Source organism: uncultured Bradyrhizobium sp. (genome assembly GCF_947648125.1).
Lineage (GTDB): Bacteria > Pseudomonadota > Alphaproteobacteria > Rhizobiales > Xanthobacteraceae > Bradyrhizobium.
Genome location: NZ_CANSMR010000002.1, coordinates 622,661 through 636,391 on the forward strand (window position 1 = coordinate 622,661; position 13,731 = coordinate 636,391).

Annotated in this window: 12 protein-coding genes; 6 read left to right on the forward strand and 6 right to left on the reverse strand. The window is 64.6% G+C overall.

From position 1 onward, the window contains the following. The first annotated feature begins 14 nt into the window (after nucleotides 1-14). Nucleotides 15-674 (forward strand): hypothetical protein, encoded by a 660-nt coding sequence (locus Q0030_RS06645; RefSeq protein WP_298364332.1) that lies wholly within the window; start codon nucleotides 15-17, stop codon nucleotides 672-674. Nucleotides 675-688: 14 nt separating this feature from the next. Here the strand turns inward: Q0030_RS06645 and Q0030_RS06650 are convergent, their stop codons facing one another. The 3 genes from Q0030_RS06650 to Q0030_RS06660 all read right to left on the reverse strand — a co-directional run bounded on the left by Q0030_RS06650 (nucleotide 689) and on the right by Q0030_RS06660 (nucleotide 2,682). Further along, on the reverse strand, nucleotides 689-823 hold the full coding sequence (locus Q0030_RS06650) for a hypothetical protein (RefSeq protein ID WP_298364334.1): 135 nt from the start codon (nucleotides 821-823) through the stop codon (nucleotides 689-691). Between the two features lie 8 nt (nucleotides 824-831). Beyond that, nucleotides 832-1,122: a hypothetical protein gene (locus Q0030_RS06655; protein ID WP_298364336.1), complete on the reverse strand. Its 291-nt coding sequence runs from the start codon at nucleotides 1,120-1,122 to the stop codon at nucleotides 832-834. Nucleotides 1,123-1,293: 171 nt separating this feature from the next. Next, complete coding sequence (locus Q0030_RS06660) at nucleotides 1,294-2,682, reverse strand: integrase family protein (RefSeq protein ID WP_298364338.1); 1,389 nt, start codon at nucleotides 2,680-2,682, stop codon at nucleotides 1,294-1,296. A 965-nt stretch (nucleotides 2,683-3,647) separates the two neighbouring features. Between Q0030_RS06660 and Q0030_RS06665 the strand changes: the two genes are divergently transcribed. Together Q0030_RS06665 and Q0030_RS06670 are read left to right on the forward strand one after the other, a co-directional pair. Further along, entirely contained in the window at nucleotides 3,648-4,844 is a 1,197-nt protein-coding gene (locus tag Q0030_RS06665; RefSeq protein WP_298364339.1) for an acetyl-CoA C-acyltransferase, read from the forward strand. Nucleotides 4,845-4,963: 119 nt separating this feature from the next. After that, entirely contained in the window at nucleotides 4,964-6,268 is a 1,305-nt protein-coding gene (locus tag Q0030_RS06670; RefSeq protein WP_298364341.1) for an MFS transporter, read from the forward strand. Between the two features lie 21 nt (nucleotides 6,269-6,289). Here Q0030_RS06670 and Q0030_RS06675 read toward each other — a convergent pair whose 3' ends face one another. Next, nucleotides 6,290-7,069 (reverse strand): acetoacetate decarboxylase, encoded by a 780-nt coding sequence (locus Q0030_RS06675; protein WP_298364342.1) that lies wholly within the window; start codon nucleotides 7,067-7,069, stop codon nucleotides 6,290-6,292. Between the two features lie 242 nt (nucleotides 7,070-7,311). Here Q0030_RS06675 and Q0030_RS06680 point away from each other — a divergent pair, with 242 nt between their 5' ends. Next, complete coding sequence (locus Q0030_RS06680) at nucleotides 7,312-8,475, forward strand: patatin-like phospholipase family protein (RefSeq protein ID WP_298364344.1); 1,164 nt, start codon at nucleotides 7,312-7,314, stop codon at nucleotides 8,473-8,475. A gap of 125 nt (nucleotides 8,476-8,600) precedes the next feature. On the opposite strand, the gene Q0030_RS06685 is transcribed toward Q0030_RS06680, so the two are convergent. Beyond that, nucleotides 8,601-10,160: a carboxyl transferase domain-containing protein gene (locus tag Q0030_RS06685; protein ID WP_298364345.1), complete on the reverse strand. Its 1,560-nt coding sequence runs from the start codon at nucleotides 10,158-10,160 to the stop codon at nucleotides 8,601-8,603. Beyond that, nucleotides 10,090-11,061 (reverse strand): IclR family transcriptional regulator, encoded by a 972-nt coding sequence (locus Q0030_RS06690; protein ID WP_298364347.1) that lies wholly within the window; start codon nucleotides 11,059-11,061, stop codon nucleotides 10,090-10,092. The genes Q0030_RS06685 and Q0030_RS06690 overlap by 71 nt, the downstream gene beginning before the upstream one ends. A 130-nt stretch (nucleotides 11,062-11,191) precedes the next feature. On the opposite strand from Q0030_RS06690, the gene Q0030_RS06695 reads away from it, so the two are divergent. Together Q0030_RS06695 and glsA are read left to right on the forward strand one after the other, a co-directional pair. Beyond that, complete coding sequence (locus tag Q0030_RS06695) at nucleotides 11,192-11,413, forward strand: acetyl-CoA carboxylase biotin carboxyl carrier protein subunit (RefSeq protein ID WP_050402149.1); 222 nt, start codon at nucleotides 11,192-11,194, stop codon at nucleotides 11,411-11,413. A gap of 282 nt (nucleotides 11,414-11,695) precedes the next feature. Beyond that, nucleotides 11,696-13,555, forward strand: coding sequence for a glutaminase A (gene glsA, locus Q0030_RS06700; RefSeq protein ID WP_298364350.1), 1,860 nt, complete (start codon nucleotides 11,696-11,698; stop codon nucleotides 13,553-13,555). Nucleotides 13,556-13,731 lie beyond the last annotated feature (176 nt).

The window sequence follows — 13,731 nt, forward strand, 5'->3', positions numbered from 1 at the left end:
GGGGACCGGGGCAAGTGAGCGACGATAGTTCAGATAAAGATGCGTCATCCGCAAAACTGACCAGCGATTTCTTGGAGGGACTATACGGCGATCCACTGCGATCCGAGACCATGCGCGCTGGTCGCCAACTCATCATCGCTTCGGCAGTGTGCGCAGCGGTCGTGCTGTTCAAGGTGCGCCTCCAATCCACCAGCCTCGTTCCGCTGGATTTTGGCAATCGGGTGGACGTTCTGCCGATGCTTTTATCGCTGGCGGTCGTGCTGCTGTTGGTCAGCTTCATCTTGCGTGCTGCCACTGACCTCCTGCGAGAACGCGAGACCGCGAAGCTGGTTGTCGAGTACGTAGAAGGTGAGCGGGTGCAGGCCGCCAAAAGAGCCGCTCAGGAGACAGAAGAAGGCATCGCGCAAAGTGAACGCGAGGCCTATGAGGATCGCCCGGACTCAGACCCGGACCCGTGGTGGGAGCCGTATGTTGCCGTGAAAGAAGCTGCAGATGCGGCGGTGCTGAAAGCAGAAGAGCGACTCGGGATTAGACGGCTGCCTCGGCAATTGAGGCGGGCACGCAGTATCCTAGAAGTCGGCGTGCCCATCGTCTTCGCGGCCCTCGCGATCATCTTGTCGAGAGCGTCGGTGTACGCATTCGGCGCGGCCATAGTCTCTGCTTTCACGCCCTAGTGGCCGTAGCGCGTTCATCCCTGCGATCGATCGAGGTCGCCGGGCACGAAACCGGCCACCGCGCCGACGCACCAGCGGCCACGCCACGCGATCCCAGATGCCGTAATAAAAAGTTTGCTTTTCTCGTCCGGCTCGGTGGCGGTGAGCACCGGTGGCCTCAATCTTTCGGCTTCTCGTAGAGGTCGATATCGTTGATCGCGTCTTGGATGAGGTCGCGCAAGGCGGTCAACGTGTCGCGGGCGCGGAGTGCTGAACGGCCAGCCATGTACGGACCGGCAGGCGGCAAATCATCCGCAGGTGAGGCTGCGACGCTGCTACCGGTTTGACCGGTGCTGATCTCGGCAATGCGGCCACCGTTGACCCCGAAATAAGCGGCGATGTCGTGCTGCCGATCTCCGCGAGCCAGCATGCCTTTGACGGTCGCGATCTCTCCTTCACTCAGTGCCATGGGTCTCTCTTTTCCTCTTGCGAATCGGGAGCCTGTACGGTGACACAATGCAGGGTAGCAAGACGAGCATTGGGGTCGTTGTCCCGGTTATTCACAGGCAAGGAAAAAGCCCGGCCAGCGATGTGCTGACCGGGCTGCCTCAAATCCAAAACGGTTTTGGATTTCCGCTGATCACGCCGCGAGCCGCAGCTCGGTCCAATCAACGGCCTTCGCTTCCGGCTCGCCGATGATCCGCCGCAGCTCGTCGGCCCACGCCTGCAGCACCTCGCGCTTTTCGGTCAGCTCGCGATCCTCGGCATGGACGTAGTGCCGGCCGGTGACCGGCGGCAGCTTGATGCCGTCCTCTGCCGTCACGCGATGATCCAAGCAGAGCGCGATCTTCGACATCGGCTGACCGATCAGGCGCGCCCAGCTCGCCGCCGATCGGCGGAGGTCGTGCGGCGAAAACGGCTTCAGGCCGAGCAGCGCGCAGATGCCCGGCGTCTTCACCGAGCCGTCCTTCCGCTTGGTGCCGCGCAGCGCGGTCGCCATCGCTTGACGGTTCATCGGCTGATCGCTGAGCGGCGACATGAAGACGTGCTGCTGCGCATCGCTGGTCAGCGCCTCCCTGATGATCTCGACCGCCAGATCGCTCAGCGGCTGCTTGAGCACGCGCCTTTTCTTCACGCGCCGCAGCGGCACGTCAATCCGCGCACGATCGCCGTCGAGGTCAACCAGCTCGCTGCGCTGTGCGCCAAGCAGCTCGGCACTGCGCAGCATCGTGGTCAACTCAAACCGCAACGCGAGGCGAGTCCGGCGATCCCACGGCAGATCAGCGCGGTCGAGGCCCCACCACAGCGCCTTGATCTCCGCCTCGGACAGCACCCGCGTGCGCGGATGCTCGGCGTCGAGCGGCTCCAGATCGCTGCAGGGATTCGAGGTGACGTACTCGCGCCGCAGTGCCCAGCGGAACAGGCCGGAGGCCGCGCGCCGCATGTGCCTTGCATTGCTGATCGACGGGACGCCGAGCCTGCCGGCGACGATGTCGTCCGACATCGTCTGAATGTCGCTTCTGCTGACCTCGCTCGCCAGCTTCCGGCCGAGACGGGGACTGAGGAAGCGCCGGAGGTGACTGGCGACGTTGCTCCATGTCTCGATCCGGGGCCGCATCTCGCCGTCCGGCTTGCGGACCGGCGTCTTCATCCACTCGACCCTCTCGGCGATGACCTCGGCGACGGTTTTGCCGGCCTTGGCCTGCTGCGCCTTGCGGTCGCGGAAGGTCTCGGCGAGCGCGGCGGTGCCGAGCCCCTTGATGGCGTAGACCCGAGCGCGGGCGTCGGCGACGGTGAAGGCCTTGCCGTGGACGCCGAGCCAGCCCGAGCGCTGCTTGCCGGTCACCGGGTCGGTGAACTTCAGATAGAACGTCGCGACCCCGGCCGTGGTGACGGAGACGTAGAGGCCGGGGGTCTTGCGGTCGTAGAATTTGACCCGCTCGGTGACGCGCCGCGCGATCAATTTGTCAGTGAGGATGACACTGCCGGTGGGACGTGGGCTGGCAGCTTGTGTGGTAACTTCGGGCATGGTTTCGACTCTCCAAAGGTTGGGACCATGCCGGGACGCTTCGCTCTGGTGCCAACCGATGGCGAAGGTCCCGGCCCTAGATTTGGCAATCCCCGCGACCCAGCCCGATACAAGCGTTACGCAAAATGGCCTGTTTTCATAGGGTTTTCGTAGCGTCACGGTGAGACACCGTGCGCCAAATTATAGTCGTGTGGTCCTGACGCCCTAGCGGCAGGTGTCTTTTCGAATTGCGCGATGCGCGTTGCGAAGACGGTGACAAAAAAGCCCAGTCTCGCCGGGGAGAGCACGAAGTAAGCCGTAAGCCATCGCGTAGGGAAAGCCGGATTGCTCCGGTTACACCTGTGGTCCTACCCCCGTGCTCTCTACCTTTTGCACGGGGCCCATGGGTGCGATCGGCACCCGGCTTTCCCTGCGCCCTCTGTTAAAGAGAGAGCGAAACGAAAGAGCAGAGCTCGGGCAATCATGTCGCGAGAACGCGAAGTTGCATCCTCATCCTTAGCTGTCATCGCCCGGCTCGACCGGGCGATCCAGTACGCCGCGGCCTCTCGTTTCAAGCACAGCCGTCTCTGGAATACCGGATCATCCGTATGCGGGGGTGATGACACCGCGCTGTTTGATATCTTGAATTGCGCCTCATCCTCATCGTCGTCCTGGCGAAAGCCAGGACCCATTACCCCAAATGCAATTTGTTGCGCGACGCTCGGGCCACACCCCTCTCTAACAACAGGCCCTCTGGTGATGGGTCCCTGCTTTCGCAGGGACGACGATTGTGGATATGGGCCACGCCACACATTCGGTGTCGTCCTGGCATTCGCCAGGACGACGGTGGTGATTGCGGAACGATCCCGCCCTCTCACTCATGCGAACACGACATTTTGTCATGACCGGCGGAGTTGCATTTTTTGCAGTGCATAATATGATGAGGATAATTCAATCAAATCCCCGGCATTGAAGGGAATCCTGCCATGGCAACCAGCACCGATCCCGTCGTCATCCTCTCCGCCGCCCGCACCCCACTTGGCCGCTTCATGGGCGAGCTCACGCCGCTCGCGGCGCACAAGCTCGGTTCGCACGTGATCGGCGCGGCGCTCGAACGCGCAAAGCTTGCGCCCGAGCGCATCGACGAGGTCTTCATGGGCAACGTGCTGCCCGCCGGCCAGGGCCAGGCCCCCGCCCGCCAGGCCGCGCGCGGCGCCGGGCTGCCGGATGCCACCGGCGCCACCACCGTCAACAAGGTCTGCGGCTCCGGCATGAAGGCGACCATGCTGGCGCACGACATCATCAAGGCCGGTTCGGCCGAGATCGTGCTGTCCGGCGGCATGGAGAGCATGAGCAACGCGCCCTATCTGCTGCAAAAGGCACGCGGCGGCTATCGCGCCGGCCACGACCGCATCATTGACCACATGATGATGGACGGGCTCGAGGACGCCTACGAGACCGGCCGCTCGATGGGCGATTTCGGCGAGGCCACCGCGGAGGCCTATCAGTTCACCCGCGCCGACCAGGACGCTTTCGCGATGGAGACGCTGAGCCGCGCCCGCAAGGCGGTCGAGGGCGGCGCCTTCAAGGCCGAGATCGCACCGATCACGCTCAGCGAGAAGGCCGGTCCGCGCATCATCGCCAATGACGAGCACCCGCTGAAGGTCGATCCGGCAAAAATCCCCGGCCTGAAGCCGGCATTCCGCGCCAACGGCACCATCACGCCGGCCGCCTCCTCGGCTAATGCCGACGGCGCCGCGGCGCTGATCCTGACGCGGCGCTCGCTCGCCGACCGCGACGGCTTGCCGGTGCTGGCCGAGATCAAGGGCCATGCCACCCACAGCCAGGAGCCACAGTGGTTCACCACCGCGCCGATCCCGGCGATCAGAAAACTGCTCGACAAGGTCGGCTGGAGCGTCGGCGACGTCGACCTGTTCGAGATCAACGAGGCGTTTGCGGTGGTCGCGATGGCGGCGCAGCGCGATCTCGGAATTCCCCGTGACCGGCTGAACATCAATGGCGGCGCCTGTGCGCTCGGCCACCCGATCGGCGCCACCGGCGCGCGGCTGATCGTGACCTTGCTGCACGCGCTGGAGGCGCAGAACCTGAAGCGCGGCGTCGCGGCTTTGTGCATCGGCGGCGGCGAAGCCACCGCGATCGCGGTCGAGCGGGTCACGCACTAGTTTAAACGGCCCCACGTCCGAGTCCGAAAACGAGGGAACTTTGGCATTTTAGCCATAGCTCCCTCGTGGCATATTGTGCATCACGAATTGAACCCTCATCGCATTTCATCCGGGGCCCAATGATCTCGAACTGGCTTGCTTCCACCCTCGCCCGCCGCAACATCCATTACGGCTGGGTGATGGTCGCCGTGACCTTCCTGGCCGCGCTGATCTCGGCCGGCACCGTCGGCGCGCCCGGCGTCTTCATCGTGCCGCTGCAGAAGGAATTCGGCTGGTCGACTGCCGAAATCTCCTCCGCGCTGTCGATCCGCTTCATCCTGTTCGGGCTGATGGCGCCGTTCGCCGCCGCGCTGATGAACCGCTACGGCCTGCGCAACGTGACGCTGGCGGCGCAATTGATCGTGGTGTCGGGACTGTTGGCCTCGCTCGCGATGACGCAGGTCTGGCAGCTCATTCTGTTGTGGGGCGTCGTGATCGGAATCGGCACCGGCATGACCGCGCTGGTGCTCGGCGCGACCATTGCAGCGCGCTGGTTCGTGGCGCGACGCGGCCTCGTGATCGGCATCCTCACCGCGAGCGTCGCCACCGGGCAGCTCGCCTTCCTGCCGCTGCTCGCGACCATCACCGAGCGTTACGGCTGGCGTGTCGCGCTTGGCCTCGTCTGCGTCATGCTCGGCGTCGCTGCCTTTGCCGTGCTGATGGTGATGCGCGACCGGCCGAGCGATGTCGGCCTGCGTCCGTTCGGCGACGAGGGCACCGCACCGCTCCCCGCGCCGCCGCCGGCCAATGCGCCGATCATGGCGGCTGCGCTCGGCACGCTGCGCGACTCCTCGAAGTCGTCGGTGTTCTGGATCCTGTTCGCGACCTTCTTCGTCTGCGGCGCCTCGACCAACGGCCTCGTCCAGGTGCACCTGATCCCGGTGTGCCTCGATTACGGCATCCCGCAGGTGCAGGCCGCGAGCCTGCTCGCCGCGATGGGCATCTTCGATTTCTTCGGCACCATTATCTCGGGCTGGCTGTCGGACCGCTTCGACAATCGCCGGCTGCTGTTCTGGTATTACGGGCTGCGCGGGCTGTCGCTGCTGTATCTGCCGTTCTCAGACTTCACCTTCTACGGGCTGTCGCTGTTTGCGATGTTCTACGGCCTCGACTGGATCGCGACCGTGCCGCCGACGGTGCGCCTGACCGCGCAGCGCTTCGGCGCCGAGCGCGCCAATCTGGTGTTCGGCTGGATCTTCGCCGGCCACCAGCTCGGCGCCGGTGCCGCCGCGTTCGGCGCCGGGCTGTCGCGCACGCTTTATGCGAGCTATCTGCCGGCGTTCTTCATCGCCGGCGCGCTCTGCGTGATCGCCGCGCTGAGTGTGCTGGCGATCTCGCGACCGCAGCCCAAGGTCGCGCCGGAGGCGAAACCGGTCGCGGCCTGATCGAGCCTCGCTGCGTGCTGCTTACTCCGCGGCGAGACCGGTCGGCTCGGCGTGCGCGACCTTGTTGTAGTCGTGCACGACGCGACCGAACGGCAGCGTCAGGTCGGCGATGTAATGATGCGCGCCGACGACACGCTTGACCGGGAAATCCGCGACCGGTGCGTTGACATGCGGCACGAGATGCAGCCGGCCCGGCCCGATCCACGATCCCTTGACCACGATGTCGGTCAGGTTGATCGCAACCAGCTGGCAGATCTCGATATGGCCGTCGACGCCGGGGATCATCTTCAGATTAACTTGCGTCTTCGACAGCGTGGCGCGGGTGATGTCGCCATTGCCCGCCGTGCTCTCGTGCTTGTAGCCCATCGTGCCCATTGCGACGAGCTGGCCGGCATATTCCAGCGTGCCGGTCAGCGTGTCCTTGACGATCTCGAGCTTGGGATGCGCGTACTTCTTCGGAAAGCCCCAGATCTCGCGGCCGGCCGCGATCGGCGGATCATCGTCGAGATACATCTGGCAGACGAAGTTGACTTCCTCGCCATGTAGCCGCGCGGGGATCACGAGGCCGGACTCGGTGTAGCTGCCGAACCCGGAGCTGTCGGGCATCTTGATCCATTCGTAATGCACGATCGCCTGCTCGATCGGCTCCAGCGGCTCAGGCAGGCCGGCGCGGATCAATTCCGGATCGGTCTCATAGGTGATGACGAGGAATTCGCGATCGATGAAGCGGTACGGTCCGGCGGGATAGCTCGGACCAGCAGCCGGCATGGACGGAAGCTTGAGCAGATCTTCCCTGCGCATCGCGATAAACCCCTGTTCGGAAAATATTGCGCGGAGGCTAGCGGCCGAGATTGACAGCGATGTGAGGGATTTCCGTCACGCGCATGACCGCGGTTACGCTTGCGTGACCCGCGTGTCGCGGATCAGGCCAATGCCAACCATGCAGGCCGGCATGCCGGATGCGCCGTGCGTCGGTGGGACACTTGTCATCACCGCGTCATCGGCACCCTGAATTCTCGCCGCGATTTTTTGGAGTGCCTGATATGGACGCGCGTACCCCGCATTCTGACGACATCGAGCATGCGACGCCCGGCTGGCGTCCCCAAGGATGCGATCGCGTGGCGCTGGTTCTGCAAGGCGGGGGCGCGCTCGGCGCCTATCAGGCCGGCGTCTATCAGGCGCTGCACGAATCCAATATCGAACCCGACTGGGTCTGCGGCGTCTCGATCGGCGCGATCAACTCGGCGATCATCGCCGGCAATCCCCCCGAGAAGCGGCTGGAGCGGCTGCACACGTTCTGGGATCGCGTCACCAGCCGCAAGATCTGGCATTACACCCCGGACGGCGACATCTTCCGCAAGGCGCGCAACTTCACCAGCTCATGGCTGACGACGACGCTCGGACAGCCCGGCTTCTTCACCCCGCATCAGGCCAATCCGTGGTTCAGCCCGGCTGGCGCACGCACCGCGACGAGCTACTACGACACGACGCCGCTGCGTGAATCGCTGCTCGAGTTGGTCGATTTCGACCGCATCAATTCCAAGAAGATGCGCTTTGCGGTCGGCGCGGTGAACGTGCTGTCCGGCAACTTCATCTATTTCGACAACGCCCATGACGAGATCATCCCCGAGCACATCATGGCGAGCGGCGCACTGCCGCCGGCGCTGCCGATGGTGAAGGTCGGGACCGATCATTTCTGGGACGGCGGCATCGTCTCCAACACGCCGCTGCAGCACCTGCTCGACCAGGAGGACAACGCCAACTCGCTGGTGTTCCAGGTCGACCTGTTCTCGGCGCGCGGCGCGCTGCCGCGCGACATCCAGGACGTGATGGCCCGCCACAAGGACATCATGTATTCGTCGCGCACCCGCTACAACACCGACGTCTACCGCAAGACCTACAATCTGCGCACCGCCCTGCACAACGCGCTGGGAAAAATCCCCGACGACCAGCTCTCGGACGAGGAGCGCCAGCTCAAGAAGGCGAACAGCCGGCTGCCCGGGATCACGCTGCTGCAGCTGATCTATCAGCAAAAGGCCTATGAGGGCGACGCCAAGGACCACGAATTCTCCGGCACCTCGATGCGCGAGCACTGGGCGAGCGGACACGAGGACACCAAGCGCTCCCTGAAGCGGCGCGAATGGATCAAGATGCCCGAGAACGGCATGGGCATCGTGATCCACGACGTGCATCGGGAGGCGGAGTAGAAGAGCTCGTCATTGCCGGGCTTGACCCGGCAATCCATCCCGCTTCGCATGACTCACTCGTCCGCCGTTGCGGACGATGGATGCGCGGGTCAAGCCCGCGCATGACACGGTTGGTTCGCGGCGCCTTATGGCCGCGTCGACATGTTGCTCGGCGGCCCGGCCTTGCGGATCGGCTCGGCCAGACGCGCGAACTCGCAGAGCAGCGAGCGCGTCTTGCGCGGGTCGATCACCTCCTCGACCCAGAACTTCTCGGCCGAGCGGAACGGCGAGCGCAGCTTGTTGAGGCGATCCTCGATCTGGCGCAGCTTGGCGGCGGGATCACTGGCCGCATCGATCTCGGCACGATAGGCCGCCTCGATGCCGCCCTCGAGCGGCAGCGAGCCCCAATAGGCCGACGGCCAGGCATAGCGCATCGAGAACCGGTTGGCGGGCTGATGCACCACACCGGCGACGCCGAAGGCGTTGCGGATGATGATCGTGCACCACGGCACCGTGCTCTGGTTGACCGCTGCCATCGCCCGCACGCCATGGCGGATGGTCGCCGACTTCTCCGCCTCGAGCCCGATCATGAAGCCGGGGCAATCCATCAGATAGACCACCGGCAGATGGAAGGTCTCGGCGAAGTCGACCCAGCGCACCACCTTCTGGCACGCGTCCGAGGTCCACGAACCGCCATAGTGGAAGGGATCGCTGGCGAGCAGCAGCACCGCCCTGCCCTCGATCCGCGCCAGACCGGTGATCACAGGCCGGCCGAAATTGCTGGCGACCTCGAAGAAGGAGCCCTTGTCGACGACCGCATCGATGATCGGCCGCATCTTGTAGACCTGCTTGCGATTGCGCGGCACAGCCTTCAGCAGCGATTCCTCGGCACGTTCCGGATCGTCGGTGCAGGGAATGGTCGGCGGCAGATCGTAGACCGACGCCGGCAGATATGACAGGAAGCGCCGCGCGTAGTCGAACGCCTCCTCTTCGGTCTCGACGGCCTGATCGATCGCGCCGGCGCGGGTCTGGATGTCGGCGCCGCCGAGCTCCTGCTTGGTCAGATCCTGGCCCAAACGCTTCACCACCGGCGGACCGGCGACGAACATCGCCGAGCTCTTGGTCATGACCGAGTAATGCGTGGCCGCCAGCCGCGCGGCGCCAAGGCCAGCGACCGAGCCGAGGCCGAGACCGACCACCGGCACGCACGACAGATTGGCGAGCGTGTACCAGTACGAGCGCGTGCCGCCGACACCGCCGGGCAGATTGGCCGCGCCCCGGGTCTCGATCGTCTTCACCGAGCCGCCACCGCCCGAACCTTCGATGATCCGCACGATTGGCAAGCGGAAGTCATGCGCCATCTCCTCCGCCATCAGCGGCTTGGTGGAAATCGATGCATCCGCCGAGCCGCCGCGCACGGTGAAGTCGTCGCCGACCACGACCACGGTGCGGCCGTCGACCCTGGCGCGGCCGAACACGCAGTTCGCCGGCGTCAGATGCTTGAGTTCGTTGCTCTCGTCGTATTCGGCGATGCCGGAGATGGCACCGACCTCGTGGAAGCTGTTCTGGTCGACGAGCTTGTCGATACGCTCACGAACCGTGAGCCGGCCCTGGTCGCGTTGCCGCTTGACCTTGTCAACGCCTCCCATCTCCCGCGCGAACGCTTCGCGCCGAGCGAGGTCGTCGAGTTCCGGCTTCCAGTTCATTCATTGCCTCCGTCTTGATGATTTTGTTGTTATGGGCGGCCACCGGAAGCGACTTGCGTTCGATCCGATTGCTGAAGATGTCGCCGTCGGCGCCTTCGAGCAGGCTGCCGAGTGCTGCGGCGAGATCGACCATCTGCGGTGCGACCTCGCGATGCAGCCGCTGCTCGTCATACATCGCCGAGAGCAGGCCGATCGTGGTGACCACATAGGTCTGATATTGCGGTGACCACAGCGGCACCGCGACGCCGTTGATGTGCGGGCTCCACAGGCCGCAGGCGACGACGTAGCCGTGCTCCTGCAAATGGCGGCGGTTGGCCGCGATGCGCGGCGTCAGCATCTTGGCACTGTCCGGCAACTCGCCTTCCATCTCGGCGATGAGCGCGTCGCCGATCGCGGGATCGAGCGCTGCGGTATAGGCGTGGCCGGCGGCGGTGGTCGCCATCGAGATGCGGCTGCCGGTCGCCTCATGCAGGCCGAGCGCATTCGCCGCGCGGGCGAACTCCAGATAGACCAGATGAAAGCGGTCGGGGATCACGAAGCCCACGGTGCCGGGCAACTGGTCGGCGACATCCTGCAAACGCAGCCGGATCAGGTTGCGCAGCTGCAAGCCCTTCATCATCGAGGTGCTCATCGCGACCGCGCTCGGGCCGATGCGATATTTCTGATCGCGCGGTAGATAGACGAGCTGCCCCATTCGCGTCAGCGTGTGCGTCAAGCGCGACACCGTCGAACGCGGCAGGCCGCAGCGGTTCGAGATTTCGAGATTGCCGAGCCGGGCCTCATGTCCTTCGAAGCACCGCAATACATCAAACGCGCGCGACACCACCTGGATGACATCGCCATCGCCAGTCTCGCTGGCGAGCATTCCCTGCCGGCTAAGCCGTTCCGAGCGCCGTCCCATCTTGTTTGGCTCCATTCCGTCTTGCGGAATAAAATTCCACTTGCAGATGAAGCTACCTCAGGCAATCTGCCTCCACAACAAAAAGCCGTTCGCCGGATGAAATTTCCGCTAGACGGTATCGGAGAGTGGAATGCCAGAGATCAAGGTTGTGACTGAAGTTGCCGGGCGCGTTTGCGCGCTTCCTGTTGAAGCCGGTAGCAGCATCGGCGATGGCGACGAGATCGCGTTCGTCGAGGCGATGAAGATGGAGATCCCGGTCACATCGACGGCAGCAGGCAAAATCAAGTCGATTTTGGTCAGGATCGACGACGTCATCGCGGAAGGCCAAGCCGTCGCGATCGTCGAGACCTGAGCGCGGCCGTCGAGCCGCTCGGCGCGGACCAAATTCCCAGACGTCATGTGATCGGCGGTGGTTCCTTTGGGAGCCGCACGGCGTCGCATGCTGTTTCGCTTTCGAAACATTCTCGACCCGAAAGTTTCACATAGCGATACAATCGCCGAGCAACCGCTCGTTTTGTGAACATCTGTTCGAAAACCGGCAGCCGCCGGTTCGTGCCTGCTCGGCTCCGCGCCCGGCTGATGTCGATGCGCGCTCGGTTGCACGCGCCCTGATTGCGTTGCACAACAGGAGGCGATGAAACGATCGCCTCCTCCCGTCACTGCCACCACCACGGCCTGGTCCAGCTCGAAGCCGCCGCTGCTGCGGTTTCTGCACACGTGTTACGCAGACTTCCTGCCGGAGGTTGCCGGTGCGGTGGCCGACTACATCCCCGAGCTCGGCAAGGCGGACCCTGCCCATTTTGGCATCAGCCTCGCGACGCTCGACGGCCATGTCTACGAGGTCGGCGACACCAGGGTGCCCTTCACCATCCAGTCGATGTCGAAGCCGTTCGTATTCGCGCTGGCGCTGGACACGCTGGGCGCCGAGCGGGTGGAAAGCGTGATCGGCGTCGAGCCGTCCGGCGACCCCTTCAATTCGATCCGGCTCAATGCCGAGAACCACCCGTTCAATGCGATGGTGAATGCCGGCGCGATCGCCTGCTCCGGCCTGCTCCATGCCGACAAGGGCGATGGCGCATTCGACTATATCCGCCAGGCGCTCGGCCGCTTCGCCGGCCGCGAACTCGACGTCGACGAGGCGGTCTATGCCTCCGAAAGCGCCACGGGCGACCGCAACCGGGCGATCGGCTATCTGCTGCGCACCAACAGCGTGATCACCGAGAACGTGCCTGCGGTGCTCGACGTCTATTTCCGGCAATGCGCCATCCTCGTCACCGCGCGCGACAGCGCCGTGATGGCCGCGACGCTGGCCAACCGCGGCATCAATCCGCTGACCGGCGAGCAGGTGGTGACGCCCTACGCGATCGCACGCACGCTGTCGGTGATGACCTCGTCGGGCATGTACGACTACGCCGGCGAATGGATCTACCGCGTCGGCATCCCGGCCAAGAGCGGGGTCGGCGGCGGCATCCTGGCGGCGCTGCCGGCGCGGCTCGGACTCGGCAGCTACTCGCCAAAGCTCGACAAGCACGGCAACAGCGTGCGCGGCATCAAGGTGTGCGAGGCGCTGTCAGCGCATTACGACCTGCACATGCTGAACCGCAGCGATGATGCCCGCCACAGCATCATCGCCGACTACAATATCGGCAAGAACCCGTCGCGGCGCCTGCGCCGGCCGCAGGAGCAGGAGATCCTGGCAAAGCACTTCCAGGAGGTGCGCGTGATCGAGCTCGTTGGCACGCTGTCGCTCTCCAATGTCGACTATGTCTCGCGCCGCCTCGCCGGCAGCCCGCGACCGGAGTTCGTGATCTTCGACCTCCGCCGCGTCACCGCGACGACCCGCGCCGGCGCCCGGCTGGTGGCGGAGGCCTTCCAGGAACTGGCCGAACTCGGCGTCACCGTGATCCTGTCGGGCATCAAGCGGACCTCGCGCGAATGGAGCACGATCAGCGAGTGGACCAACCGGCTCGGCAATATCAGGGACTTCTATCTGCTCGACACCGCGATCGAATGGGCCGAGGACCAGATCGTCTACCGCTATGGCGGCTCGATCGACTTCCTCGAGACCACGGAGCTGTCCGAACAGCCGCTGCTCGCCGGATTGAGCGAGGCTGAGATCGCTGACCTCGCCTCGCTCTGCGCGGTCAGGACCTACCAGCCGAATGAAAAGATCATCGCCGCCCGCAGTGAGGCGACCTCGTTGTTCTTCCTGCGCAGCGGCGTCGTCCACGTCACCCTGCCCGACGGCATCCGGCTCGCGACGCTGACCGCCGGCATGGCGTTCGGCGAAATGGCGCTGCTGGAGCCGCGACGCTCGGCCGACGTGGTCGCGGACATGTCGGCCACCGCCTATGAAGTCGCGATCATGGATTTCGAGCGCTTCCGCGAGCAACACCCGCGCGCCGGCGAGCGGATCATGCGCAACCTCGCGCAGATCCTCGCCGAGCGGCTGATCGTGGCAAATGCGAAGGTCGATTTGCTGACGTCAGGGTAAGACTTCGTCACGCTGCGCGAGGGTTTGTGGAACCCGTCATGCCCGGGCTTGACCCGGGTATCTACATCTTGGTGCTAACCCTGACGAAAGACGTGGATGGCCGGGTCAAGCCCGGCCATGACATCGGAGAGTGCAAGCGATCCGGCCTCTCCCCGCATCCGCCAAGGCTTCGGCGG

Excerpts from the sequence above, each read along its gene's own strand:
- Q0030_RS06655 (WP_298364336.1), bottom strand. The coding sequence starts at position 1,122 with ATGGCACTGAGTGAAGGAGAGATCGCGACCGTCAAAGGCATGCTGGCT.
- Q0030_RS06660 (WP_298364338.1), bottom strand. The coding sequence starts at position 2,682 with ATGCCCGAAGTTACCACACAAGCTGCCAGCCCACGTCCCACCGGCAGT.
- Q0030_RS06665 (WP_298364339.1), top strand. The coding sequence starts at position 3,648 with ATGGCAACCAGCACCGATCCCGTCGTCATCCTCTCCGCCGCCCGCACC.
- Q0030_RS06670 (WP_298364341.1), top strand. The coding sequence starts at position 4,964 with ATGATCTCGAACTGGCTTGCTTCCACCCTCGCCCGCCGCAACATCCAT.
- Q0030_RS06675 (WP_298364342.1), bottom strand. The coding sequence starts at position 7,069 with ATGCGCAGGGAAGATCTGCTCAAGCTTCCGTCCATGCCGGCTGCTGGT.
- Q0030_RS06680 (WP_298364344.1), top strand. The coding sequence starts at position 7,312 with ATGGACGCGCGTACCCCGCATTCTGACGACATCGAGCATGCGACGCCC.
- Q0030_RS06685 (WP_298364345.1), bottom strand. The coding sequence starts at position 10,160 with ATGAACTGGAAGCCGGAACTCGACGACCTCGCTCGGCGCGAAGCGTTC.
- Q0030_RS06690 (WP_298364347.1), bottom strand. The coding sequence starts at position 11,061 with ATGGGACGGCGCTCGGAACGGCTTAGCCGGCAGGGAATGCTCGCCAGC.
- Q0030_RS06695 (WP_050402149.1), top strand. The coding sequence starts at position 11,192 with ATGCCAGAGATCAAGGTTGTGACTGAAGTTGCCGGGCGCGTTTGCGCG.
- glsA (WP_298364350.1), top strand. The coding sequence starts at position 11,696 with ATGAAACGATCGCCTCCTCCCGTCACTGCCACCACCACGGCCTGGTCC.